The following is a 24,266-nucleotide window of genomic DNA, read 5'->3' as shown; positions in this document are numbered from 1 at the left end:
TCAGAGAGATTGATCAGCGGCCGAGATAGGCCGTGCAGGTGTGCGATCACCACCCTCTAGCGACGGACTTCCGTCTTGGGCATGTGGGCCATGTCGGAGGATCTTGACCAGATACCAGATGCCCCAACCAAATACGAACGCATATCCAGCGACATAGACCGCGAGTGAGATCGCTGTCATCCAGGCCGTTTGCGGTCCCACGGCATCAGCCGTTCGCAAAACGCCATAGACAATCCAAGGCTGGCGCCCCATCTCGGTGACAAACCAGCCGGCCACCAAAGCAACGAACCCACTTGGAAGCATCCAGTTCCAAGCGCGCAGCAGGGCCCCGGAATCGAACAGCTTACGGCGGGCCAGGGTGAAAGCAGAAAGCCAGGCGAGCAGTAGCATGAGGGTGCCTATCCCAACCATGATCCGGAATGCGAAGAACACAGGCGTGACCGGAGGCCGTTCGCTCGCCGGTACGGATGTCAGCGGTGCGAAGGTTCCATCCATGGAGTGAGTCAGGATGAGGCTGCCAACACGCGGAATCGCGATCTCAAGATCGTTCCGCTCTTCCTTCTCATTTGGTACAGCGAAGACGACCAGCGGAACTCCTTCACCTTCTTGGCCCTGATGCCAGTGAGCCTCTACCGCTGCGATCTTCATCGGCTGGTGCTTGAGGGTGTTCAGACCATGCATGTCACCCACGAAAATATGAACAGGAACGGTAATGGCCGCAAATATCACAGCCGCCCCAAGCATCTTGCGGCCGGCTTCGACGTGCTCCTTACGCCGCAGGTACCAGGCGCCAACACCACCCACCACGAAGCAGGTTGTTATGAATGACCCTATTGCCATATGGGCCAGTCGATAGGGGAACGATGGATTGAACACAACCTCGAACCAGTCAACCGGATGGACCACTCCGTTGATCGTTTCGTAGCCCGCAGGCGTATGCAACCAGCTGTTGGAGGCAAGAATCCAGAACGTTGAAAAGAGCGTTCCAAGTGCGACCATGCATGTGGAAAAGAAGTGCAGGCGTGGTGATACTCGCCCCCAGCCGAACATCATCACTCCGAGGAAACTTGCCTCCAGGAAGAAGGCTGTCAGGACCTCGTAAGTCAGTAGGGGGCCGATTACGGTTCCGGCGATCTGGCTCAAACGAGGCCAGTTTGTGCCGAACTGGAACGCCATGACGATACCGCTTACCACGCCCATGCCGAAGGACACGGCAAAGATCTTCTGCCAGAAGAAGAACAGATCCCGCCACACCGGGTTGCGGGTTCGAAGCCAGCGCCATTCCACGAAACCAAGCCAACTGGCCAAGCCAATGGTGAAGGCAGGGAAGAGCACATGGAAGCTGATGAGAAAGCCGAACTGAATTCGGGAAAGGAGGAGGGCGTCCATAACGATCCCAATAGGGGGTGGGTGGTGGCTAGCGGCTCAAGTTCCGATCGTGCTTGGCAATTTCATCGGCGGAGATCCTTGCTTATTGCACGGCAGGCGTCATCTGGTGTCATACGGCTGCTAGGTGTGCAGCTTCCAAATCGAGTAGGCGCTGGGGGTGTGAATAGATATTGAAGCCATCCGAGCGCGCGAAGCCGACAAGACAGATTCCTGCTGCCTTTGCGAGATCTATGGCTAAGGCTGTGGGTGCCGATACCGCTGCAACGATCGCCATGCCTGCATAGGCGGCCTTACTCACCATTTCGTAGCTAGCACGGCTAGATAGAAGCACGAGACCTTCGTTGGTTGAAGTCGATGAGCGCCTCATTGCACCAATGAGCTTATCTAGTGCGTTGTGCCTGCCTACGTCTTCGCGTACCACTTCGATAGCTCCGTCCGGGAGAGCCCACGCTGCTGCGTGGGTTGAGCCGGCAGCCTCGTTCATTGGCTGTAGCCCTTCTAGCGAGGACAGCGCTACGCGTAGCGCCAAGGCGGAGTAGGTGGTGGGTCGGTCGATTGGCAAAGGCATTCTGAGCACTTGCTCCAGTCGACTAGCTCCACATAGCCCGCAACCGCTACGCCCGGGTAGGTTGCGGGTGGCGTCCTTGGGCATTGACACGATGGGCGCACTATCTGTGACTTCCATCGCCAGCTCAATGCCTTCCAGCGATGGCCTCACTTCAATCCGGAGAAGTTGGGAGGGATCAGAAATTGTTCCCTCCGTCATGGAAAAGCCCAGCGCAAAGTCTTCCAGATCCGTTGGGCTGGCCATCATCACCGAGAAAGGATTGTCGTTGTAGAGCATCGCGACAGGCACTTCTTCGGCAACGCTGTCCATGATTGAGCCGCGCTCGCCACCACGCCACCGAAGGGTTCTTCGATATGCGATGCCGCAGGGCTCGTTGGCAGGTACTGGGCTGGGCGCTTGCATGGAGATGAGGCCTGGCGGGGAGGGAAGCCGGTAACGATGATCTGGGCGTGCAGGGTCCCTCGGGTCGGGGACTTCTTAGTGGTTTGACAGTGCGGAGAGTATCCCAAGGCGTACACCCCGCTGCGGTCAAAATTTACAAATGTTCGCAGATGGACAGTTTGGCTGAGTTGATCCGACATTCTGTTCGAGGGGCTGTGGTCCGCCTGTCCGCTACAGGTGTCTGTAGCTAGAAAACGCCCGATAAATTAGATGGTTACAATCGATGGCGGGTGGCGTGAAGACCTGTTCGTGGTGAGGGCCAGGATGAGCGCTTCGGGTCCGTTGAGGCACTCGTATCGGACACCAGTGCCTCGATTCGATCCCCGGCGTGTACGCCGGACGTCTTGTCTGGGCAGGGTGGACATACTGTCCGTGGAAGGGGAGGCCGTCGCGTGCTTAACTTTTCCCACTCCCAATTGCATGCTGCGAGTGCCTGTCATGTCAGAGCAGAAGATCCCCCGTTACAAAGCCTACGACCATCCTGCCGGTGGTTGGGGTGCCGCCGGTGCAACCGCCAAGGTTCTGATGCAGCAGAGCGTCATTGCCAAGGGATCTAAAGCGCTCTTGTCGATGAATCAGCCTGGGGGATTCAAGTGCCCCAGTTGCGCTTTCCCGGATGCAGATCACACCAAGAAGCTGGAGTTCTGCGAAAACGGTGCGAAGGCCTTGGCATGGGAGGCAACCAAGCATCGCGCCACGCGTGAGTTCTTCGCGGAGCACACTGTCCAGGAGCTGATGGCGCAGTCCGACTATTGGCTGGAGATGCAGGGTCGATTGACCGAGCCGATGCGATATGACCCGGTAACCGACCATTACGTTCCTTGTAGCTGGGATGAAGCCTTCGCGCTGATCGGGCGACACCTGCAGGCCCTGTCCAGCCCGCATGAGGCTGAGTTCTACACCTCGGGGAGGACGCCGAACGAAGCCGCGTTCCTGTACTCGATCTTCGTGCGCGAGTTCGGAACCAACAACTTCCCGGACTGCTCGAACATGTGCCACGAGCCGACCAGCCGGGGGTTGCCGCCGGCAATTGGCGTCGGCAAGGGCACTATCGTGCTCGATGACTTTGAGCATGCTGAGGCCATCTTCGTCATCGGCCAGAACACAGGCACCAACTCACCACGAATGATGTCCAACCTGGTGGAGGCGCGGAAGCGTAATGCTCCAATTGTCGCGGTCAATCCTATGCCGGAACGTGCGCTGATTCGCTTTGCCGAGCCCCAAGACGTCGTGCAAATGGCCACGTTTGGCTCCACCGCGATTTCCAGTGAATTTGTACACATTCGCATCGGCGGTGACCTGGCCCTGATCAAGGGCATCATGAAGGCTATGTTCGAGCGGGAAGCGGCCGGCGAGTCTGTTCTCGATCACGAATTCCTGACCGAGCACACCGTCGGGCTGGAGGCATTGCGTGAAGAAGTGATGTCCCTGGAGTGGAGCCAGATCCTCCAAGTGTCCGGGATCAAGAAGGAGCAGATTCTGCGTTGTGCAGAGATCTACATCCGTTCCCGTGCGACCATTATCTGCTATGGCATGGGCCTGACCCAGCACCAGCAAGGATCTCGCCTTTTGCAGCAGGTTGCCAATCTGCTGATGCTGCGCGGCAACTTCGGAAAGCCCGGGGCGGGCATTGCTCCTATTCGCGGCCATTCCAACGTGCAAGGCGACCGTACCGTCGGCATTGATGAGAAGCCGACGCAACGCTACCTGGACCAAGTTCGCGACGTGTTCGGGTTCGAACCGCCGCGCGAACATGGGCACCATGTGGTTGAGTCTATTGAGGCGATGCTGGCTGGAACCGCCAAGGTCTTCATCGGCATGGGCGGGAACTTCATCCATGCTGTTCCTGATACCGAAATTGCCTACAGGGCAATGCGTGGTCTTGAGCTTACGGTTGGCATCGCCACCAAACTCAACCGTGGCCACCTAGTGCATGGCAAGGAGGCGCTGATCCTACCGGTGGTGGCGCGCTCGGAGTGGATCCATACCCCGCTAGGTGAGCAGTTTGTCACCATCGAGGATGCCATGTCGAATGTCACCGCATCCCGTGGAGTGCTGGAGCCTGTGAGTGAACATGTTCTTCCGGAAGTTGAGATCGTGTGCCGCATGGCAATGGCAACACTGCCGGACAGCAAGGTCGACTGGGCAGCTTGCATGCACGATTACAACCATGTTCGTGAGCTGATCGCGGCGGTCTATCCCGGCATCTACGCAGACTTCAATGAACGGATCCAGGCGCCGCGTGGCTTCCACTTGGACATTCCGCCGCGCCGCCGTGAGTGGCCGACACCTAACGGGAAGGCCAATATTCTGGTGTTGCCGGGTCTTGAAGTGAACGACCTGGTCGAGGATCCCACTATGCTTCGGCTGGCCACGGTTCGCTCCCATGACCAGTACAACACGACAATCTACAGCTACAACGATCGCTATCGCGGTGTGTACAACGATCGAATGATCCTCTTCATGAACCTGGAAGATCGAGTAGCACGAGGGATTGGGAAGGAGGAACAGGTGAGCCTCGAGACGATCTCCAGTGATGGCGTCTGCCGGCGGGTCGATGGGTTGACTGTGCTTGACTATCCGATGCCGCGTGGCGCGATTGCGGGCTACTACCCTGAACTCAATCCACTGCTACCTCTGGATTACTTCGATCGCATCAGTGGTACCCCCGCGGCGAAGTCGATCCCGGTCAGGGTGGTCATTTCACAGTGATTGCGCCGGCATGTCGTAGGGAGGACTAAGAATGTCAGCCGAGCTCATTCGGGCGCCAGAGCCGGTAGGTGAGGGCGCACTGGCAGGTCATCCCCGCCAACTCACCGACGGTTTCGGACGCAGCTTTCCGTACCTGCGCCTGTCGTTGACCGAAGCCTGCAACTTCCGTTGCAGCTACTGCCTGCCCGACGGTTACCAGGCCGACGGCCGCCCGCGCTTCCTGCAGGTGGATGAAATCGCGCGCCTGGTGCGTGCGTTCGCGGCGCTGGGCATGAGCAAGATCCGCCTGACCGGCGGTGAGCCGAGCCTGCGCAAGGATCTGGACGAGATCATCGCCACCGTGGCGGCGGTGCCGGGCATCGCCAAGGTGGCTATCACCACCAATGGCACGCTGCTGCCGCGGCGCCTGCCGGGCTGGCACCGCGCCGGGCTGACGGCGTTGAACGTGAGCATGGACAGCCTGCAGCGCGAGCGCTTCGCAACCATCACCGGGCATGACCGGTTGCCGGAAATCGAGCAGGGCCTGGCCTTGGCGCAGGCACTGGGCCTGCCGGCCATCAAGCTCAATGCGGTGCTGCTGCGTGGCCTGAATGATGATGAGCTGCCGCAGTGGATGGACTACCTGCGCGAGCGCCCCTTCAGCGTGCGCTTCATCGAACTGATGCGCACCGGCGACAACGAAGCCTATTTCCAGCGCCATCACCTGCGCGCCGACGTGGTGATCGAGCAGCTGCTGGCTGCCGGCTGGCACGAACGCCCGCGCGCGGCCGACGCCGGCCCGGCGCGCGAATTCGGCCACCCCGACCATCGCGGCCGCATCGGCATCATCGCGCCGTATTCGCGTGATTTCTGCAAGGGCTGCAACCGCCTGCGGGTGACCGCCAAGGGCGACCTGCGGCTGTGCCTGTTCGGCGAGTTCGGCGTGCCGCTGCGGCCGCTGCTGCAGAACGACGACGACCATGACGCGCTGCTGGCACGCATCACCACCCAGCTTGGCCTGAAAGCGGCCGGGCATGGACTGCACCAGGGCCAGACCGGGCTGACCCCGCACCTGGCCTCCATCGGAGGATGAGCAACACGATGAGTGGGGAATTGAATGCGGCCTTCCATATGGCCGATGTCCGCGACAAGCGCATCACCCGCCGACGGGCGGTGGCGGTGGGCGAGCTGCACGCCGGTCCGGTGGCCTATCCGCTGATCGTCGAGCGCCGCCTGCCCAAGGGCGATGCGCTGGTGATGGCCGAGATTGCCGGCCTGCAGGGCGCCAAGATGGCCTCGACGCTGATGCCACTGTGCCACCCGCTGCCGCTGGAACTGGTGCAGGTGTTCTGCGCGCCGGTACCGGAACGGCAGGCGATCCGAGTGTGGTGCGAGTGCGCCAGCGAGGCGCGCACCGGCGTGGAGATGGAGGCACTGGCCGGCGTCAACGCGGCGCTGCTGACCCTGTACGACCTGAGCAAGCCGGTGGAGCCGGCGCTGCGCATCGAAGGCATCCGCCTGCTGTTCAAGGAAGGCGGCAAGCGCGGTGTCTGGCTGCACCCCGACGGCATGGACGATGCCGAGCGCACGCGTTTCAAGCCGCGTGCGCCGAAGGGCCTGGAGGGCGCGGCCTGCGCGGTGATCACGCTGAGCGATCGCGCCAGCGACGGCACCTATGAGGATATCTCTGGCCCGACCCTGGTGACCGGCCTGAAAAAGCTGGGCGGCGAGGTGGTGGCCGCTGAGGTGTTGCCCGATGGCATCGAGCCATTGGCGGGCCGCCTGCAGGCCTTGGCCGCCGAGGGCGTGCGCCTGTGCCTGTGTACCGGCGGTACCGGGCTGGGCCCGCGTGATTTGACCCCGGAGGCGTTGCGTTCCTTGAACGCGCGGCCGGTACATGGCCTGGCGCAGATGGTGCGGGCACTGAGTGCACAGCACACGCCGATGGCCTGGCTGAGCCGCGCCGAGGTGGTGCAACTGGGCGGCATGCTGGTGTTCGCGCTGCCGGGCAGCCCGAAGGCGGCGGCACAGTGCCTGGACATCCTGGCGCCGGTGCTCGGCCACGCACTGGCGATGGTCGATGGCGGCGGCCATGCCCATGGGGGCGCGGCATGATTGCCTACAGCGACGCCCTGCAACACCTGCTGGACGCGGCCACGGCGCTGCCGGCCGAGACCCTGCGCCTGCATGAGGCCGCGGGCCGGACGCTGGCTGCCGACATCCACAGTGGGCAGTCGCTGCCGCCGTTCGACAACTCGGCGATGGACGGCTTCGCGCTGCGCGCCGAGGGCCGGGTGTTCGAGCCGGGTACCGAATTCGCGGTGCAGGGCTGGCAGGCCGCCGGTGATGCCAGCGCAGAAGGCGGCGAGGGTGCGTGGGAAATCATGACCGGCGCACGCATGCCATCCGGGCTGGATACGGTGGTGCCAGTCGAGAATGTGCAGGTCCTTGCCAGCGACGCGGGCCGGCCGACCCGCATCGCGCTGACCGCGACGGTGAAGCCGGGCCAGAACGTGCGCCTGCGCGGCCAGGACGTGAGCGAAGGCGAGCGTGTGCTGCAGGCCGGGCAGGTGCTGGATATCAATGCGCGCACCCTGCTGCACGCCCTGGGCGTGGGTGAGGTGGCGGTGGTGGCGCGGCCGAGGGCGGCGGTGATCGCCACCGGCAAGGAACTGGTGACCGAGGCGGCGCAGGCGCTGGAATCGGGCCAGATCCGTGACAGCAATCGCCCCTACCTGGTGGGCCGCCTGCAGGCGGCCGGTGCCGAGGTGGTCTGGCAGGGCACGGTGGGTGATGAGGTGGCCGCGTTCAATGCCGTGCTGGATGAGGCGTTGGCCGCCGGCGCGCAGGTGTTGATCAGTACCGGCGCGGTCTCGGCCGGTCGCTACGACTTCGTTCCGGATGCGCTGCGCGAGCGTGGTGCACGCATCGTATTCCACAAGGTGGCGATCCGCCCGGGCAAGCCGCTGCTGTTCGCGGTGCTGCCCAATGGCGCACTGTACTTCGGCCTGCCGGGCAACCCGGTCTCCGCTGCCGTGGGCCAGCGCTTCTTCGTCGAGCCGGTGCTACGCCGCCTGTTGGGGCTGGCGCCGGAAGTCATGTTGCAGCTGCCGCTGCAGGCCGACGTGCGAAAGCCGCCGGGCCTGCGCTTCCACGCGCGTGCGCGGGTGGAAATGGACGGGCAGGGGCGCCTGAGTGCGCGTGTGCTGTCCGGGCAGGAGTCGTTCCGTTTGATGTCCATGCTGCAGGCCAACGCCTGGGTGGTGCTGGAGGCCGAGGGTGACCTGGCCAGCGCCGGCACCTACGTGCGCGTGCAGGGCTGGGGTCACCACGAACCGCTGCAGCTGGTGAGCCAGGAGTCATGATGAAACAGGTGAATCTGCAATTGTTCGGTGCGTTTTCCGATCTGGATGCCAGCCGCGAAATCGCCGTCGATGTGGCCGGTGGCACCGTGGCCGACCTGCGCCAGGCGTTGCGCGAACTGCTGCCGCTGCGCTGGCCGGATTTCCGTGCCGGCCTGCTGGATTATTCGGCGTTCGCCGACCAGCAACGCGTGCTGCGTGACCACGAGGCGCTGCCCGACGATGGCCGGGTGGCGATCCTGCCGCCCGTGAGCGGGGGCTGAGCGATGAGCGGGAAGATCATCGCGAAGGTGGTGGACCGCGCGCAGGCGGCGATCGATCCGGCCGAAGGCATCGCGGCGGTATCTGATCCGGGCTTCGGTGGCATCGACGTGTTCATCGGCAAGGTGCGCGACGTCAACATCGGCCGGCCGGTGACCGGGATCACCTACGACCTGTTCGAGCCGTTGGTGTTGAACGAGTTCAAGCGCCTGGCCGCCGAGGTCGAGGCGACGTTCGGTCCGAAGCTGAAGCTGTATGTGGCCCACGCCAAGGGCCGGTTGGGCATTGGCGATGTGGCGGTGGTGGTGGCTGCCGGCAGCCCGCATCGAGACGAGGCGTTCCGGGCCTGCCGGCAGTTGATCGAGGCGGTGAAGCACCAGTGCCCGATCTGGAAGCAGGAGCATTACGAGGACGGCGACAGCGAGTGGACCGAAGGCTGCAGTCTCTGCCATGCGGATAACGAACCCACGCAAGCTCATGACAATGCCCATGAATGTGCACACGATCACGAACATTCCCACTGACGGCATCGTGCTGGCCGGTGGTCTTTCCAGCAGGATGGGCCGTGACAAGGCGCTGCTACCGTGGCACGGGCGAACCCTGCTAGAGCACATGCGTGGCCTGCTGCGACAGGCAGGTGCGGAAAGGGTATGGGTGAGTGGCAACTACCCGGCCTTCGGTGGCATTCCTGATCGCGTGGCACGCTGCGGCCCGTTGGGCGGGCTCTACAGTGTGGCCATGTGCATGCCGGACGCTGCCGCTCTGGTGCTTCCGGTGGATACGCCCAATGTGACCCCGGCGTTACTACAACGGTTACGTGATGCGCCTTCGGCTGCCTGTGTGCTGTTTGCGGAAGAACCCCTGCCGATGCGGTTGCAGATTGATGACCATTGCCGGCATGTGTTGCGGGAATTGATCGAGAATCCGGCGGCGCACCGCTCGCTACGCGCCCTGCGAGAACGCTTGGGCGCAATCGAGCTGCCACTGGCGGATAGCGAATACGACCAGCTACTCAACTGCAACACCTCAACCGAGCTCGAGTTCATTGCATCATGAAAGTCCAGCTACAGCGGCAGGCAGTTCGTCTGCGCGTTGATGAAGAGGAGCTAGCGCAGTTGCTGGCCGGCGAATCGGTGGAGAACCTGACGCGGTTCGGCGGCGATCGCGGCTGGGGCATGGTGCTATCACTGCATGCAGGGCAACAGGCGGTGCTTCTGGAGGGGAGCGAGTACTGCCGGTTGATGCTTCCTCGCGAAGCGGTTCAGTCCTTGGCATCACGTTTGCCCTGTCGTGATGGTCTTGGTTTTGGCATCGCGCTGGGTGATGACATCTCGCTGCAGCTTCAATTCGATGTGGATGTACGAGACAGCCTGCGCCAACGAGGTCCGCACCGTCGTGCACCCTCTGCCTAGCTCTGGGCGGGCCACCTATGTAGCGCCTGCGATGCCAAGGATAGGCGGTGAAACCGATCTAAACCCAACCAAACGGGGAAACCAATGATGAAACGAGCTGGACTGTTGTTGCTGGGACTGCTGGCCACGGTGCCGGCCTGGGCGGCCGAGCTGACGGTGTCGGCGGCATCGAGCCTGACCGAGAGCTTCCGCGAGCTGGGCGCCGCCTATGAGAAGGCGCACCCGGGGACCAAGGTCGACTTCAACTTCGCCGCGTCTGGCGTACTGCTGCAGCAGATCAGCCGCGGCGCACCGGTGGATGTGTTCGCGTCGGCCGACGAAACCACGATGGACCAGGCCCAGCAGCAGGACCTGCTGGCGGCCGGTACCCGCGAGGTGTTCGCGGTGAATGCGCTGTGGGTGGTGGTGCCGCCGCAGGCCAAGGCCTCGCCGCGTACCCTGAAGGATCTGGCCGGTGCCGGCGTGCAGCGCATCGCGCTGGGCAACCCGGACAGCGTGCCGGTCGGACGCTATGCCAAGGGCGCGCTGGAAGCGGCAGGCCTGTGGCCGTCAGTGCAGGGCAAGACCATCACCACGCAGAACGTACGCCAGTCGCTGGATTACGTGGCGCGCGGTGAAGTGGATGCCGGCTTCGTCTATGCCACCGACGCACAGGCGATGCCCGACCGGGTGCGCTGTGCCTTCGCGGTGCCGGTGGCGGGGCGCATTGCCTATCCGTTGGCGGTGACCAAGGCCAGCGCGCAACCGGCTGAAGCAAAGCGCTTCACCGCCTTCGTGCGTTCGGCACAGGGCCAGCCGATCCTGGCCAAGCACGGGTTCGGCAAGCCCTGAGGCATGGATCTCGACTGGAGCGCACTGTGGTTGTCGCTGAAGGTGGCCGGCTGGGCCACTGCGATCAATCTGGTGCTGGGCGTGGCACTGGGCGCGCTGCTGGCGCGTCGGCGATTTCCCGGCCGTGAGCTGCTGGATTCACTGCTCACCCTTCCGATGGTGCTGCCACCGACCGTGCTGGGTTATTACCTGCTGGTGCTGATCGGTCGCAACGGCCCGATCGGCGCGTGGTTGCAGTCGTGGTTCGGCATCAACCTGGTATTCACCTGGCAGGCTGCAGTGATTGCTGCGGCGGTGGCCTCGCTGCCGCTGGTGTTCAAGCCGGCACGCGCGGCGTTCGAGGAAGTGGACGGTCAGCTGGAACAGGCCGCACGCACGCTGGGTGTGTCCGAAGCGGCGGTGTTTTTCCGCATCACGCTGCCACTGGCCTGGCGCGGCATACTCGCTGGCCTGTTGCTGGCGTTTGCACGCGCGATGGGCGAGTTCGGCGCGACACTGATGGTGGCGGGCAGCATTCCGGGCCGCACGCAGACGTTGTCGATCGCCATCTACGAGGCGGTGCAGGCCGGCCAGGATGGCAAGGCAAATGCGCTGGTGATCCTGACTTCGGTGGTCTGTATCGTGATCCTGTTGCTGGCCGCGCGGCTGGTGGGCGGGCGTCGCCGGGAGCTGCGCGATGTGGCTTGACCTGCAGGTGCAGCGCGGCCTGCAGGGGGCCGGCCAGGATTTTGTGTTGGACGTATCGCTGCAGTGCACGCAGCGGCAGGTGGTGCTGTTCGGGCCTTCAGGCGCCGGCAAGAGCCTGACTTTGAAGGCGGTGGCTGGGCTGCTACGGCCGGGCCAGGGTCATGTACGGCTGCAGGGGCAGACCCTGTTTGATGCGGCCACCGGCGTGGATCTGCCGCCGCAACGCCGCCGGCTGGGCTACGTGTTCCAGGATTACGCGTTGTTCCCGCATCTGAGCGTGCGCCAGAACGTGGCGTTCGGTCTGGAGAAGGGGTGGTTGAATCCGCGGATCGGCCAGCGCTTCGATGCGGTGGAGCAGTGGTTGCACGCATTCCGCATCGACACGGTGGGCGATCTGCTGCCCTCGCAGGTCTCCGGTGGCCAACGCCAGCGTACCGCCTTGGCACGCGCCCTGGTGACGCAGCCGCAGGCGCTGCTGCTGGATGAACCGTTCTCCGCGCTGGACCATGATCTTCGCCAGCACCTGCGGCAGGAGCTGGAGGCCGTGCTGGACGGGGCCGGTATTCCACTGCTGCTGATCAGCCATGATCCCAACGACATTGAGATATTTGGGGGCCAGATCGCCTGCATCGAAAATGGGCGACTGACCTCTCCTCCCGGCTCGCGTCAGAGGCCGACCCGTCAGCCCCGCCTTCTACCATCCTTAGTCAGCTCCCCAACAAGCCCGGGTCTTGAGGGGAAGAGCAACTATCAGTCGGTCGGAGACTCAGAGAGCCCAAAGCCACGATACATCTGCCCGCGAGCCGCGCAAATGGGAGACGACCCTGGTGCATAGGCATCTCTATGCCGGTAGGCGAGCGGTAGGGCCTGAACCTTCTTGCAAGGCGAATCGACTCGCCCGCGCTTGGCCGCGCTGCGTGGCTCCGGCCGAGGCGGGGACAACGCGCACCCAGCGCTTCCCATATGGCCGAATTGGCGTAATGATCCGCTCGAAGGGAGCGAGACTTCTCCAGCCTCCCGTGGCGGCCGACCGCCAAGGGGCTTGGAGGGGCACGGAGGCCATTGGCGCTCTGGGCAATATGGCGAGGAGCCCCCGGTCCGTTTGGCCACCAAGAGGTCGATACGAGGCTCATAGGGCAAGAATTCCGGATTGGCATATGACTGAGGTCGACAGCATTGAACGTCTCAGACTGGCCTTTGGTGCACAACGTCCTACGTCGTGAGAGGGGGTGTTTTGTTCGATATGTCACCCGTCATCTAGCGGTCGAAAGATCGAAATGAACTCGACCACGAATCGACGGAACTAGCCACGCTTCAATTGTACTGAGGGAAACATGACGCCAAAGAGCGCCAACCAATCTTCCGAAGAGCGCGCAAACGGCGATCTTGCATGGCCGGACCTTGCGCGCTCATCGATACTGATCGTTGACGACGAACCTGGCATGCGTAGCTTCTTGGTTCGTGCCTTGCGACCGCGATGCAAAGCTGTGGAAGCTGCAGCTGACACCATTGAAGCGGAGCAGCATCTGACGGAGCGCCACTTTGACATCGTGATTGTGGACAACGTGTTGCCAGGGAAGAGTGGCATCGCGTGGCTGGAGGACCAGCGCAGGGGAGGGGTCTTGGCCGACTTCATTCTGATTACTGCGTACGCAGACTTGGATTCCGCTATCGGCGCTATCCGCGCGGGAGCGGCTGATTTTCTTCTCAAGCCTTTCAGAACCAATCAGTTGCTGGCCGCTATATCGCGCTGCCTGGAACGCGGTCGCCTACGGCGGGAGAATGCCATTCTCCGTCACGAGCTACATGGCTCCGGTGCACCAGCTGCGCTTCGAGACAGGCTCACAGGTAGCTCGCGTGCGATTCAGGCCACCAAGGATCTGATCGCGAAGGTCGCACCACTGCCCAGTAGCGTGCTGTTCACTGGAGAATCCGGCTCTGGAAAGGAGGTTGCCGCAAGATCGCTGCACGCGTTGTCCGCACGGGCATCTCATCCTTTCATTCCAATAAATTGTGCAGCTGTTCCCAGCGAGTTGATTGACGTTGAACTGTTCGGGAGTCTCAAAGGAACGTTCAGTGGAGCGAACTCGCCTCGCCAAGGACTGGTCGCCTATGCAGAAGGCGGAACATTGCTGTTTGACGAAGTCGCTGATCTTCCCTTGGCTCTCCAAGGAAAGCTGCTAAGGATGCTTGAAGATAGACGGATACGACCAGTTGGCGCAGATCGGGAGATTCCGATCGATGTCAGATTCATCTTCTCAACCAACAAGAATTTGGTTGCGGAAGTGAAGAATGGAACATTCCGGTCGGATCTCTACTATCGCATCAACGTTCTCGAGGTGTCGCTTCCTCGCCTTCATGACCGCGGCGCTGATGTGTTGGAGCTGGCGGCGGGCTTCATGCGTGAGCTGGGGCTGCAGCTTGGCCTTCAACCGATTCCGATCGACGAAAGGACCCGGGCATATCTTCAGAGCTACTCGTGGCCCGGGAACGTCCGCGAGCTTCACAACTACGTTGAGCGTAGCCTGATACTCGGACACTTTCCGACTCAGCTTGAGCGGTTGGAGTCACTCTCTGACCCACGAAGCCGGCTGCTCTCGGAGGTCGAGCGCAGGCACATCCTTGCAGTGCTTCGAGAGACTGGCGGAGATCGCGAAAGAGCGGCCACGATCTTGGGCATATCGCGAAAGACGATTGATCGTAAGTGCTCCAGTTGGAATGTATCAGCCTAGGAATCTGCAATGAACCGAGCGCGATCAGTTCGCTTCCGCCTGCTTCTAATCGCGATCCTTCCAATGTTTGTGATCCTGCCGGCTATCGTCGGCGGACTCATCTACCAATGGGATTTGCGCTTCGACCGACTGCTCGCCTCGAAGGTTGGCGGGGACCTGAAAGTTGCGGGACAGTACATGAACCAGCTGCTCGTCAACGACCGCGCGACGCTGGCTGCGATTGCTGATTCGCAGAGCTTCCATGGCGTCATTAGCCAGGGGGTCAACAAGAATGCAGAGCTTGGCAGCCTACTAGCGTCGAAAGCCCAAGGTGGTTCACTAGACTTCATCGCACTGTTGGATTCAAACGGTCGCTTGTTGGCTAGTAGCGAGCCGGCCTCGCCAGCTGAGCTTGACTTGGACTGGTCAGTCATCGAAAAGGCCCTGAAGGGGGCGTCCAGCGTGGAGGTGGGGGTGGTAAGCCGGGACGATCTGATGGAGATCTCCCCAAAGCTCGCTGCACGGGCCGAGGTCATTCGTCCGCATAACGCAAGGAATCCTGTCGATTCGGCCCAGAGTGAGAAGCGGGGCCTAATGATTCAAGCTGCAACGCCGGTTGCACTGCCAAACAATCAGGTCGGCGTCTTGATTGCGGGTACCCTGCTGAACCACAACACCGAATTCATCAAGCAGATCACTGATCTTGTCTACCGAGATAAGGCCCTGCGTACTGGCGCAACAGGGATAGCCTCCATCTTCCTTGGTGATACCCGCATCAGCACCAACGCGTTGTTGGCGGGAGGGAACCCAGCGTCGGGGACACGGGTGTCTTCTGAAGTGGCCGAGGCCGTGCTGGGCCAGGGAAAGACCTGGCAGGCAAGAGCCTACGTAGTCAATGATTGGTACATTGCCGGCTATATGCCCATTCTCAATGGCCGGGGCGTACCCATTGGTATGCTCTTCGTGGGCTTTCTGGAGGAGCCATTCACCACCGCCCGTCGAAATTCCATCGGAGCGATCGTGTTCGGTTGCCTGCTTGTTGCAGTCATCACCGTACCCCTTTTTCTGTACATCGCTCGCGGCGTGTTCAAGCCACTTGAGCGGATGGATCAGGCAATTGGACGGGTCAAGGCGGGTGACCGCAGTGCTCGCTCCGGAGCAGGGGCATCCAATGATGAAATCGGACGTGTCGCTTCGCACTTGGACCAGCTGCTCTGTCAGCTGGAAGAGAAGGAACGACAGCTGGTCGCCTGGAACGAGGAGCTCAATTCCAGGGTAGAGGAGCGAACTGCTGGTCTCGCACTAGCCAATAGACGGTTGGAAGAGACGACCCAGCACCTGATTGTCACTGAGAAGCTGGCAACAATTGGCGAGATCGCAGCAGGAATAGCGCACGAGATCAACAATCCGCTTGCCGTCATGCAGGGGAACCTCGAGCTTCTGCGTGACTCGATCAGGGAGCCCGAGGGTCAGCGGTTTGGAGAAGAGATTGACCTCATTGAGGATCAGATTGGGCGTATCAGCACCATTGTTTCCAAGTTGCTGCAGTTCTCCAAGCCCAGTGAGTACTCCGGTCATAGTGAGCTGCTAGAGCCTGCCACGCTGATGTTGGAGACGCTGCCCCTGATTCAACACCTCATCAAGCGCCATCCCGTGAAGATAGAGGAGAACTTCCTGTCCACACGGCTCGTAACGGGCAATCGGGGCGAGCTGCAGCAAATTCTTGTGAACCTCATGATCAATGCAATCTATGTGATGCAGAAGGGCGGAACGCTGGGATTGGCGACGTTGGACGTTGACGACGTTCATGGTCACCCTGGCGTCGCTTTGCGAGTCTCAGATACTGGAAGCGGCATTCCTCAGGATATTCTGGTCCGAATTTTTGAGCCATTCTTTACGACCAAACATCGTCAAGGTACCGGGCTGGGTCTTTCCATCAGTCAGATGCTTGCCAACCGCTACGGTGGCAGCCTGTCTGTGGAGAGAACCGGCCTGACAGGGACGGTCATTGAACTATGGATGCCCGAGGCTGCCGACGATGAACTGCATTAGACCTGCTGTAGCAGTGTCATGCGAACGGCGTGATGTCATTCGCATTTCGAACTCAAGTGGAAGGAATTTGTTGCCTGGGCGTATCGACGCCAGCAGTCGATCAATGAATCAGAGGTTGGCATGACACACCGTCTCCCAGATGTTGAAACGAGAATGCGAAGGCAGCCGACGTTGTGGGACGTTGCGTTTGCCGTCAGGGGTACCATCCTGCCCAGGATCGCATTGCATCTACTACTGATTAGCATTGTGACCGCAGGAGCGGTGCTCGCATCAACGGAGCATCCAGGAATCTTTGCTCGCTTCAGTGGCGTTCCGTTCACGCTCATTGGTATCGCACTTTCCGTATTCATGAGCTTTCGAAACAACGCTTGCTACTCCAGATGGTGGGAGGCGAGGCACCTTTGGGGTGACCTGGTCATAGCGTGTCGCTCGATAGCCAGGCAGACGTCCCTGCTGGATCCAAACAGCCGAGCACAGATCCTGCGAGGCCTGTGTGGCTTCAGTGCGGGCCTCTATTCTCGACTGCGCCGAGCCGACGAAGCCCATGCGATCGCACCTTGGTGGGATATTGGCAAGGCATCACAAGGCCCGAATCCGACGGACGCTGTGCTCCAGGGCATTGGCTTGAAGCTTGCCCATCTGGCTCATGAGGGAAGGATCGACTCGATTCAGTACTCGGTGCTGGATAAGCAGCTTGCCAACTTGGCTCGTATCCAAGGTGGGTGCGAGAGGATACTCAATACTCCGATTCCATTCTCGTATTCGCTGCTGCTTCACCGGACTGCGATCGTATTCTGCACAACGCTTCCTTTTGCGCTGGCAGGAACATTGGGGTGGTGGACCTTTCTACCGGTGCTCATTGTGGCGTACACGTTTTTTGGTCTCGATGCGCTGGGCCGTCAGCTGGAGGAGCCATTCAGTTCCGCGCCGAACGCGCTCCCGATCTACTCAATGCAGAGGACGATCGAGACAGAGCTAATGTCTACGCTGGCCCTGACTGTGGTCGATCAGGAGTCGGTACAGCAGCCAGTGCAGCAGCCACGTAGGGAGGAGTGAGGTGTGAGCGGAGGAAGGTCGGTGCACTTGTGAGGCCGCTCCGGCATTTTCCAGCAGGCAAGCTCATGCCCTAGCGTCAGTCAGCCATGGATTACGAGGCTCACCTGGAAAGAACTTGCCCAAAGGTAGCATTCGTGTCGCTCATCCGATTCTGTCCGCACGTATGCGGCGGAATATTCTAGACGGCTTTAACTTCCATAACGATCAAAAATTGAGCTAGCAGGAGCAAGAGTGATGTCAACAGATATGTTCGTGATGCATTCGGATCATACGCCGGCGGGGGATCAGCCCGAGGCGATTGCCAGGCTGATTGCTGGCATCGAGGAGGGAGCAACACATCAGACCTTGAAGGGAATTACAGGGTCAGGGAAGACCTTCACGATGGCCAATGTGATCCATCGGCTGAAGCGACCCACGCTCATTCTTGCGCCAAACAAGACGTTGACTGCTCAGCTCTACGGGGAGATGAAGGCGCTGTTCCCCGAGAACGCCGTGGAGTATTTCGTTTCCTACTACGACTTCTTCCAGCCAGAGGTCTATATCCCAGGTAGCGATCGTTACATCCAGAAAGACTCAGCCATCAATGATCACCTTGAGAGGCTTCGACTATCGACTACGAAGTCTCTGATTGAGCGTAGAGACGTGATTGTTGTCGCTTCGGTGTCCTCAATCTATGGACTGGGAGACCCACAGAGCTACCGGGATCTGCAGGTTGAGCTTGCGCTTGGAATCGAGCTGGATCAGAGGGACTTCCTGCGTCGGCTTGCATCGCTTCAGTACGACAGGACTGAGCGGACCCTGAAGCGTGGCACGTTCCGTGTGTCTGGCGATGTGGTCGATATTTTTCCCGCCGACTCTGAGTACAAGGCAATTAGAGTAGAGCTCACGGACGAGGGGAGAGTGCAGTCGCTCATCTGGATTGATGCGGTTACAGGGAAGAAGCTTGGCGATGAGACGCGCTACCTCGTTTCTCCAAAGACACTCTTCGCAAGCCCCAAAACAGAAATCAATGAGGCTACGAAGGCCATCCTCAAGGATTTGGAGGCCAGGGTGGCGGAGCTCAACGCATCTGGTCGAATCGTTGAGGCAAATAGGCTTTACGAGAAGATCACGAACGACGTGGAGATGATGAGGGAGCTGGGATATTGCTCTGGCATGGAGAACTACTCCAGTTACCTGAACTCAAAGCCGTCAGGAGCTAGGCCGACGACGCTCATGGACTACCTCCCGAAGGATGGCCTGCTATTTGTTGACGAGTCGCACGTCATGGTTCCTCAGATCGCGGCAATGTTCAGGAGCGATCAGAGCAGGAAGGAGACTCTAATCGAGTACGGGTTCCGTCTACCTTCGGCAATGAACAACAGACCGCTTAGCTTCTCTGAGTTTGAAGCCATCAAGCCCCAGACGATCTTCGTTTCGGCTACGCCTGGCGCCTATGAGATTGGGAGATCCAAGGGAAGATTGATTGACCAGCTCATCAGGCCCACTGGCTTGCTCGATCCGCTGGTAGAGGTGAGGCCTAGGGAGGGCTACAGGTGCGATCTTCTGTCAGAGATCGCCCGTTGTGTACGAGAGGGCGACAGGGTCTTGGTGACCACGCTGACAAAGGTGTCTGCTGAGGAGCTGTGCGAGTTCCTCGAGGATCAAGGGGTGCGTGCGAAGTACATGCACTCGGATATCAAGGCAGAGGATCGAGTTGAGATCATCAATGGGCTGAGGGCCGGCGAGTTCGATGTGCTAGTGGGTATCAGCCTGCTGAGAGAGGGGCTCGATATTCCCGAGGCCTCTCTGGTCGCTATCGTTGATGCGGACCAGGCGGGCTTCCTTCGGTCGAGCCAGGCCCTCATTCAGATGATTGGACGAGCTGCAAGAAACTCGCGCGGTAAGGCGATCATGTATGCCGATACGATCACCAGTGCGATGCGGCAGGCCATTTCTGAGACTGATGACAGGCGACAGCATCAGATCGCGTTCAATGAGGAGTTCGGCATCACCCCGTCAACGTCTCGCGGAATGTTGGGATCAACAGAGGCTCGCCCTGACCGGTCGCAAGCCCATTCAGCGGAGTTCTGCGCCAGCCTAGAAGATCTCTGTGATCGAATTACATCAAAGGAGCGACAGCTTCTGGATCTCTCTGATGCCGGGGACGAGGAGGAGATCGAGTTCGTCCGGCTGGAGCTAGACAAGCTATACCGCCAATTCATCTACATGTAACCACTCTCCCGAGTGGTGGGGCGTGGCTCCTGCAGGAGCCCGCCTTTTCTGGTGTGCGGGTGGGGCGAGAGGGGCCTTTCACTGGCCTCTGGCGGCTGCTCGAAATCAGGCGCAGACTCAGTTGACGGAGCTAAAGACCCTCCCAGATTGCTAGCTTGCATACTATCGGGGAGTATAGTATCGTCCCCTCATGTGATACGGACAGGTGCGCAATGCCTCACAGCCCTCGGGAGAAAAAGCAGGCCCTTACCCGCGTACGTCGGATCAGCGGACAGGTGGCTGCATTGGAGCAGGCTCTGGAGAGCGGGGCGGAATGTGCTGCAGTACTTCAGCAGCTTGCTGCTGTGCGCGGGGCGGTCAATGGTTTGATGGCGACGGTTCTGGAGAGCTATCTGCGTGAAGAGTTCCCGCATAGCGACACCCACACCGACTCTCAAAGGAAGTCGATTGACGAGACCATCTCTATTGTCCGCTCCTATCTCCGTTAGTCAGTTCGCGACATTGCTTGATGGCGCTAGTACTAAGTAGAGGAGGCAATCTATGGGTGTCCGAACTACTTCATTTCCAAGTAGAACCCGCCATTCCTAACCCCTTCGTGGGTTAGGGCGTCACGACTAGGACGTTGAGGCCTTTCCAGGAGGCTCCAAGGCATGCTGGATGATGTCAGTCGAGTTGCGCCTGTCTGTATTTCTTGGAGCGGGCAATCTCTGTCGGCATCGTTGCTTTCCGCATCTGACTGAGTCATGGCAGGCCCTTTGAAGTGAGCTTCCAGCCTCGTTGCGACTCCCATGTGGTCCGCGCCTGGCTTGGAAGGTGGGAGAGCAAGGGCCTGCGATCTATGCGGTGCCGTCCTCCCAGCTTGTTGTGGTTCCCACTACCGCCCTACACCAGAGCCGGTTCCACCACGCGACCTTTCGCTGAGCTATCGCACAAGCAAGTGATAGACCTCCCGTGAGCGGTGTTTAGAAGATCATCCATTCTTGAGGCTATGTATGAATGACCCATCCGGCCTGAGCCAAGCTGCAGGCACGCCAGCAGAAGGCTACGTATATGGGATGCCGGCGCACGCGGACCGCCGCGCCGCCGTTGAGGAAGTCCATGCGCGACCGCACCTGCTCACCCAGTCTCCGCGAAGCCTTCTCCAGCTCTCCTTCATGACAGAAGGGGACATGAGTCGAGATCGTGCCGCGATCGACGATCTTTCAGGTCGTATGGGGGCTGCAGTCGAGGATCACACCACACCTCATCACGCGCTTACGTGGAATGAGGGCGATCTGCACTGCGAGAAGCACACTGAGTTCTCTTCCTACCTCTGGAGCGCACCACTGAGCTCAGAAACAGGTGAGCCTTGTGGGGACAACCCGTTTAGACAGGGGTTCAAGCCGCCAGGACCCGTGATCTCGGCTGTTAGCGTCAGGCTTTTGCCTTGGACCGCGGAGGCGGAGAAGGAAATAGATTGCTTTGATCCCGTCAGCCGCTGCTATTCGCTGGTTGAGAACGGTGCCGCGGCCATTGTGACCGACTTCCGGCAAGACGAGGAAGGGCTAACCCACATGCTCATCCTTGATCGCGGCCTGACTCCGGCGCGGGCAGGGGCGCTGGCACAACGACTGCTCGAGGTCGAGACATACCGAACGCTTGCCCTGCTAGCGCTACCGCTGACTCGCTCCATGACGTCGAATCTTCGTCGCATGGAGGCGCGTCTGGCTGCAATTACTGAAGAGATGCGCAGGGCCTCCGGTGGACGTCGTGACAGTGACGTACTCCTCTCGGATTTGACCAGCTTGGCTGCAGAGTTGGAGGCGGACGCCGCGGCAAATCTCTATAGGTTTGGTGCAAGTCGGGCTTACTACGAAATTGTTGAAGAGCGACTGGATGCGTTGGCGGAGGATCAAGTTGCCGGCTATAGCACCTGGGCGGACTTCTTGTATCGAAGGATTGCACCGGCCATGCGAACTTGCCAGTCAGTGAAGGAGCGACAGGGGAAGCTCTCAGACAAGTTGACGCGCTCAATCTCGCTCCTTCGGTCGTGGATTGATGTTGAGCTCGAGCGGCAGAACCGCGACCTACTGGCGTCCATGAATGAACGGGCGAAGGTTCAGCTGCGCCTGCAGCAGACGGTGGAAGGTTTGTCGGTGGCCGCCATCTCGTACTACGTCGTGAGTCTTCTCGCATACCTGCTCAAGGGTTTGCCTGGGACGCATGACATCGCAGCAACCGTCACTGCGATCTTGGTTCCCGCTGTATTGCTGCTGATTTGGTGGATTGTCCGAAGGATTAGGCATGCACACGGTGACTCGGCAGTCGAGGACAAGGCCTAAAGCCTCGCTTAAGGCCACATTCGATTCGCGATAGATGGCCTATCAAATTCAATTCAGAGGAAAGAACAATGGAACGCATTGAGCGTCACGCAAGCTTCGGTGGATGGCAGGACGTCTACCAGCATGAATCATCCAGCCTTGGTTGCACCATGAAGTTTGGAGTCTATCTCCCTCCACAGGCGTCCAGCGGCCCGGTACCTGTTCTCTACTGGCTCTCTGGCCTGACGTGCACAGAGCAGAACTTCATCACCAAGTCTGCAGTGCAGCAGCTCGCTGCTGAGCATGGCATTGCCATCGTTGCTCCGGATACAAGTCCGCGCGGAGAGTCCGTCGCGGATGATCCAGCTTACGATCTCGGCCAAGGCGCGGGGTTCTACGTCAATGCCACCGAGGCACCGTGGTCTGACCACTACCGCATGTATGACTACGTTGTAAGTGAGCTGCCTGCTCTCGTTGAGAAGAACTTCCCTGTTAGCCAGGCTCGCTCAATTAGCGGCCACTCAATGGGCGGCCACGGTGCCTTGGTCATCGCTTTGCGAAACCCAGGTCGCTATCGCAGCGTATCCGCCTTCTCTCCGATAGTGGCGCCCACCCAGGTTCCTTGGGGCCAGAAGGCGTTTTCGGCCTACCTGGGGGGAGATCAGGAGCAGTGGCGGCAGTATGACGCCGTGGAGCTGATTGCAGATGCAAAGGAGCGCCTGCCCCTACTGGTGGATCAAGGGCTCAGTGATGACTTCTTGCAGAATCAGCTTCGCCCTGAACTGCTTCGAGATGCATGCGCCAAGGCGAATCATCCGCTTTCGCTGAACCTTCGCGATGGTTACGACCATAGCTACTACTTCATCTCCAGCTTCATTGCCGATCACCTCAAGCACCACGCATCGGCACTGAGCACCTAATTAGGGAGTGCTGCCGTGATCAAGACCTCCAGAAATCGTCATCAAGTTGTGATCGTTGGGGCGGGCTTCGGCGGACTGGAGGCCGCCACGCACCTTGAAGGAGTGGATGTCGATGTAACAATCATTGACCGGCGGAACTATCACTTGTTCCAGCCGCTGCTCTACCAGGTAGCTGGTGCGTCACTGTCACCGTCGGAGATTGCATGGCCGATCCGCTATCTGTTCCGTGACCGCCCGGAGGTGAGGACCCTCATGGCGGAGGTCGAGGGTGTGGATAAAGCTGCCCGCCAAGTGATCCTTCAGGACGGCACTCGATACCCTTACGACACCCTTGTGCTCGCTACGGGAGCGACACATGCCTACTTTGGGCATGACGAATGGTCGAAGTACGCTCCAGGCCTGAAGAGCCTGGAGGACGCAACAACCATTCGAGGCAGGATCCTGAGCGCGTTCGAGCAAGCGGAGCTCTGCAATGATCCCGAGGTTCGAGAAGCCCTTCAAACCTTTGTGATCATTGGTGGCGGGCCTACAGGTGTCGAGCTTGCCGGAACCATCGCGGAGCTGGCGCGAGGCACGCTGCAGGATGACTTTCGGTCAGTTGATCCCAGCAAAACCCGGGTATTTCTCATTGAAGCGGGTCCGCGGCTGCTTCCTGTCTTTCCTGAAAAGCTCTCCGAGTACACGAGGCGCGCCCTCGAGAAGCTTGGGGTATCCGTTTTGTTGGGGGCACCTGTCACAGAGTGCGCCTCTGATGGGGTGATGCTCAATGGCAAGAAGCTGGCGGCATCCACAATCGTCTGGGCAGCCGGAGTTCAGGCGTCTCCAGCCGCACGTTGGCTCGACACCGAATCAGATCGGGCGGGGCGCGCAATCGTCGGCCCTGATCTAACGGTGCCTGGTTCCCCCAACATCTTCGTGATTGGGGACACTGCTTCATCAGCCACTGCGGACGGAAAGACCGTTCCTGGAATCGCGCCGGCGGCCAAGCAACAAGGCAAGTACGTCGCGGGCCAGATTGAAGGGCTGATAACAGGGGCGCGGAGGACCGCTGCATTCAAGTACCGGCACCAGGGCAACCTCGCCACGATTGGACGCAGCCTTGCAGTAATCGATATGGGGAAGCTAAAGCTGAGCGGAGGAATCGCATGGTGGATCTGGAAGCTCGCTCACATCTACTTCCTTATCGGAGTGCGAAATCGCCTGAGCGTCGCAATGAGCTGGGTATGGAATCATAGCGTTGGATACAGAGGAGCTCGCATCATCCTCCGTGATAAAGCAAGCAATGCCACAAGCGGCTCATTGGATGGGAAGCTGAAATAGGGGCCAAGAAGCTCCGAATGCATACTCGCAACTGACTTCCCGAAGGAGAAC

21 protein-coding genes are annotated in these 24,266 nt (G+C 60.2%); 19 read left to right on the top strand and 2 right to left on the bottom strand.

Features of this window, described 5'->3' with window-relative positions; translation table 11 throughout:
- A complete protein-coding gene (locus ACZK13_RS10570) occupies positions 1-1,389 on the bottom strand; it encodes a cytochrome ubiquinol oxidase subunit I (RefSeq protein WP_005413357.1) in 1,389 nt (462 codons plus the stop codon).
- 109 nt (positions 1,390-1,498) lie between these two features.
- Complete coding sequence (gene fdhD / locus ACZK13_RS10565) at positions 1,499-2,359, bottom strand: formate dehydrogenase accessory sulfurtransferase FdhD (RefSeq protein WP_407073101.1); 861 nt, start codon at positions 2,357-2,359, stop codon at positions 1,499-1,501.
- Positions 2,360-2,836: 477 nt separating this feature from the next.
- On the opposite strand from fdhD, the gene ACZK13_RS10560 reads away from it, so the two are divergent.
- The 19 genes from ACZK13_RS10560 (at position 2,837) to ACZK13_RS10470 (ending at position 24,215) form a co-directional block, all read left to right on the top strand.
- Positions 2,837-5,110 carry an FdhF/YdeP family oxidoreductase gene (locus tag ACZK13_RS10560; protein ID WP_005413356.1) on the top strand — a complete coding sequence of 758 codons (2,274 nt, stop codon included), beginning with the start codon at positions 2,837-2,839 and terminating at the stop codon, positions 5,108-5,110.
- Positions 5,111-5,141: 31 nt separating this feature from the next.
- A complete protein-coding gene (moaA, locus tag ACZK13_RS10555) occupies positions 5,142-6,182 on the top strand; it encodes a GTP 3',8-cyclase MoaA (RefSeq protein ID WP_005413355.1) in 1,041 nt (346 codons plus the stop codon).
- 8 nt (positions 6,183-6,190) lie between these two features.
- A complete protein-coding gene (moaCB, locus tag ACZK13_RS10550; RefSeq protein ID WP_032966747.1) occupies positions 6,191-7,204 on the top strand; it encodes a bifunctional molybdenum cofactor biosynthesis protein MoaC/MoaB in 1,014 nt (337 codons plus the stop codon).
- Positions 7,201-8,454, top strand: a complete 1,254-nt coding sequence (locus ACZK13_RS10545; RefSeq protein ID WP_005413353.1) for a molybdopterin molybdotransferase MoeA — start codon at positions 7,201-7,203, stop codon at positions 8,452-8,454. The genes moaCB and ACZK13_RS10545 overlap by 4 nt, the downstream gene beginning before the upstream one ends.
- On the top strand, positions 8,454-8,714 hold the full coding sequence (locus ACZK13_RS10540; protein ID WP_005413352.1) for a MoaD/ThiS family protein: 261 nt from the start codon (positions 8,454-8,456) through the stop codon (positions 8,712-8,714). Before ACZK13_RS10545 ends, ACZK13_RS10540 begins: the two co-directional genes overlap by 1 nt.
- Positions 8,715-8,717: 3 nt before the next feature.
- The gene (locus tag ACZK13_RS10535; RefSeq protein ID WP_005413351.1) at positions 8,718-9,236 is read left to right on the top strand and encodes a molybdenum cofactor biosynthesis protein MoaE; all 519 of its coding nucleotides are present in this window, start codon (positions 8,718-8,720) and stop codon (positions 9,234-9,236) included.
- Positions 9,202-9,768, top strand: coding sequence for a molybdenum cofactor guanylyltransferase (gene mobA, locus ACZK13_RS10530; RefSeq protein WP_005413350.1), 567 nt, complete (start codon positions 9,202-9,204; stop codon positions 9,766-9,768). The genes ACZK13_RS10535 and mobA overlap by 35 nt, the downstream gene beginning before the upstream one ends.
- Positions 9,765-10,124: a hypothetical protein gene (locus ACZK13_RS10525; protein ID WP_032966746.1), complete on the top strand. Its 360-nt coding sequence runs from the start codon at positions 9,765-9,767 to the stop codon at positions 10,122-10,124. The genes mobA and ACZK13_RS10525 overlap by 4 nt, the downstream gene beginning before the upstream one ends.
- Positions 10,125-10,211: 87 nt before the next feature.
- On the top strand, positions 10,212-10,955 hold the full coding sequence (gene modA / locus ACZK13_RS10520; RefSeq protein WP_478482497.1) for a molybdate ABC transporter substrate-binding protein: 744 nt from the start codon (positions 10,212-10,214) through the stop codon (positions 10,953-10,955).
- Between the two features lie 3 nt (positions 10,956-10,958).
- A complete protein-coding gene (gene modB / locus ACZK13_RS10515) occupies positions 10,959-11,642 on the top strand; it encodes a molybdate ABC transporter permease subunit (RefSeq protein WP_005413347.1) in 684 nt (227 codons plus the stop codon).
- Positions 11,632-12,477, top strand: coding sequence for an ATP-binding cassette domain-containing protein (locus ACZK13_RS10510; RefSeq protein WP_005413346.1), 846 nt, complete (start codon positions 11,632-11,634; stop codon positions 12,475-12,477). The genes modB and ACZK13_RS10510 overlap by 11 nt, the downstream gene beginning before the upstream one ends.
- Before the next feature lie 499 nt (positions 12,478-12,976).
- Complete coding sequence (locus ACZK13_RS10505; RefSeq protein ID WP_100468442.1) at positions 12,977-14,374, top strand: sigma-54-dependent transcriptional regulator; 1,398 nt, start codon at positions 12,977-12,979, stop codon at positions 14,372-14,374.
- 9 nt (positions 14,375-14,383) lie between these two features.
- The gene (locus tag ACZK13_RS10500; protein ID WP_005413345.1) at positions 14,384-16,405 is read left to right on the top strand and encodes a cache domain-containing protein; all 2,022 of its coding nucleotides are present in this window, start codon (positions 14,384-14,386) and stop codon (positions 16,403-16,405) included.
- Between the two features lie 120 nt (positions 16,406-16,525).
- Positions 16,526-17,461 carry a bestrophin family protein gene (locus ACZK13_RS10495; RefSeq protein ID WP_238380115.1) on the top strand — a complete coding sequence of 312 codons (936 nt, stop codon included), beginning with the start codon at positions 16,526-16,528 and terminating at the stop codon, positions 17,459-17,461.
- Between the two features lie 234 nt (positions 17,462-17,695).
- Positions 17,696-19,675, top strand: coding sequence for an excinuclease ABC subunit UvrB (gene uvrB / locus ACZK13_RS10490; protein ID WP_005413344.1), 1,980 nt, complete (start codon positions 17,696-17,698; stop codon positions 19,673-19,675).
- A 212-nt stretch (positions 19,676-19,887) separates the two neighbouring features.
- Complete coding sequence (frmR, locus tag ACZK13_RS10485; RefSeq protein ID WP_017354484.1) at positions 19,888-20,163, top strand: formaldehyde-responsive transcriptional repressor FrmR; 276 nt, start codon at positions 19,888-19,890, stop codon at positions 20,161-20,163.
- A 504-nt stretch (positions 20,164-20,667) separates the two neighbouring features.
- Positions 20,668-21,996, top strand: a complete 1,329-nt coding sequence (locus ACZK13_RS10480; protein WP_005413343.1) for a DUF3422 family protein — start codon at positions 20,668-20,670, stop codon at positions 21,994-21,996.
- A gap of 68 nt (positions 21,997-22,064) precedes the next feature.
- Positions 22,065-22,895 (top strand): S-formylglutathione hydrolase, encoded by an 831-nt coding sequence (fghA, locus tag ACZK13_RS10475; RefSeq protein ID WP_005413342.1) that lies wholly within the window; start codon positions 22,065-22,067, stop codon positions 22,893-22,895.
- 15 nt (positions 22,896-22,910) lie between these two features.
- Positions 22,911-24,215: an NAD(P)/FAD-dependent oxidoreductase gene (locus ACZK13_RS10470; protein WP_032966743.1), complete on the top strand. Its 1,305-nt coding sequence runs from the start codon at positions 22,911-22,913 to the stop codon at positions 24,213-24,215.
- Positions 24,216-24,266 lie beyond the last annotated feature (51 nt).

The organism is Stenotrophomonas sp. 99219_Sma, from assembly GCF_056480785.1.
Note: the sequence above shows the minus strand (reverse complement) of the source record. Positions and strands in the feature narration are given on the sequence as shown.

Bases quoted from the DNA above. Each gene is read 5' to 3' on its own strand.
- ACZK13_RS10570 (WP_005413357.1), bottom strand. From the start codon at position 1,389: ATGGACGCCCTCCTCCTTTCCCGAATTCAGTTCGGCTTTCTCATCAGC.
- fdhD (WP_407073101.1), bottom strand. From the start codon at position 2,359: ATGCAAGCGCCCAGCCCAGTACCTGCCAACGAGCCCTGCGGCATCGCA.
- ACZK13_RS10560 (WP_005413356.1), top strand. From the start codon at position 2,837: ATGTCAGAGCAGAAGATCCCCCGTTACAAAGCCTACGACCATCCTGCC.
- moaA (WP_005413355.1), top strand. From the start codon at position 5,142: ATGTCAGCCGAGCTCATTCGGGCGCCAGAGCCGGTAGGTGAGGGCGCA.
- moaCB (WP_032966747.1), top strand. From the start codon at position 6,191: ATGAGTGGGGAATTGAATGCGGCCTTCCATATGGCCGATGTCCGCGAC.
- ACZK13_RS10545 (WP_005413353.1), top strand. From the start codon at position 7,201: ATGATTGCCTACAGCGACGCCCTGCAACACCTGCTGGACGCGGCCACG.
- ACZK13_RS10540 (WP_005413352.1), top strand. From the start codon at position 8,454: ATGAAACAGGTGAATCTGCAATTGTTCGGTGCGTTTTCCGATCTGGAT.
- ACZK13_RS10535 (WP_005413351.1), top strand. From the start codon at position 8,718: ATGAGCGGGAAGATCATCGCGAAGGTGGTGGACCGCGCGCAGGCGGCG.
- mobA (WP_005413350.1), top strand. From the start codon at position 9,202: ATGAATGTGCACACGATCACGAACATTCCCACTGACGGCATCGTGCTG.
- ACZK13_RS10525 (WP_032966746.1), top strand. From the start codon at position 9,765: ATGAAAGTCCAGCTACAGCGGCAGGCAGTTCGTCTGCGCGTTGATGAA.
- modA (WP_478482497.1), top strand. From the start codon at position 10,212: ATGAAACGAGCTGGACTGTTGTTGCTGGGACTGCTGGCCACGGTGCCG.
- modB (WP_005413347.1), top strand. From the start codon at position 10,959: ATGGATCTCGACTGGAGCGCACTGTGGTTGTCGCTGAAGGTGGCCGGC.
- ACZK13_RS10510 (WP_005413346.1), top strand. From the start codon at position 11,632: ATGTGGCTTGACCTGCAGGTGCAGCGCGGCCTGCAGGGGGCCGGCCAG.
- ACZK13_RS10505 (WP_100468442.1), top strand. From the start codon at position 12,977: ATGACGCCAAAGAGCGCCAACCAATCTTCCGAAGAGCGCGCAAACGGC.
- ACZK13_RS10500 (WP_005413345.1), top strand. From the start codon at position 14,384: ATGAACCGAGCGCGATCAGTTCGCTTCCGCCTGCTTCTAATCGCGATC.
- ACZK13_RS10495 (WP_238380115.1), top strand. From the start codon at position 16,526: ATGACACACCGTCTCCCAGATGTTGAAACGAGAATGCGAAGGCAGCCG.
- uvrB (WP_005413344.1), top strand. From the start codon at position 17,696: ATGTCAACAGATATGTTCGTGATGCATTCGGATCATACGCCGGCGGGG.
- frmR (WP_017354484.1), top strand. From the start codon at position 19,888: ATGCCTCACAGCCCTCGGGAGAAAAAGCAGGCCCTTACCCGCGTACGT.
- ACZK13_RS10480 (WP_005413343.1), top strand. From the start codon at position 20,668: ATGAATGACCCATCCGGCCTGAGCCAAGCTGCAGGCACGCCAGCAGAA.
- fghA (WP_005413342.1), top strand. From the start codon at position 22,065: ATGGAACGCATTGAGCGTCACGCAAGCTTCGGTGGATGGCAGGACGTC.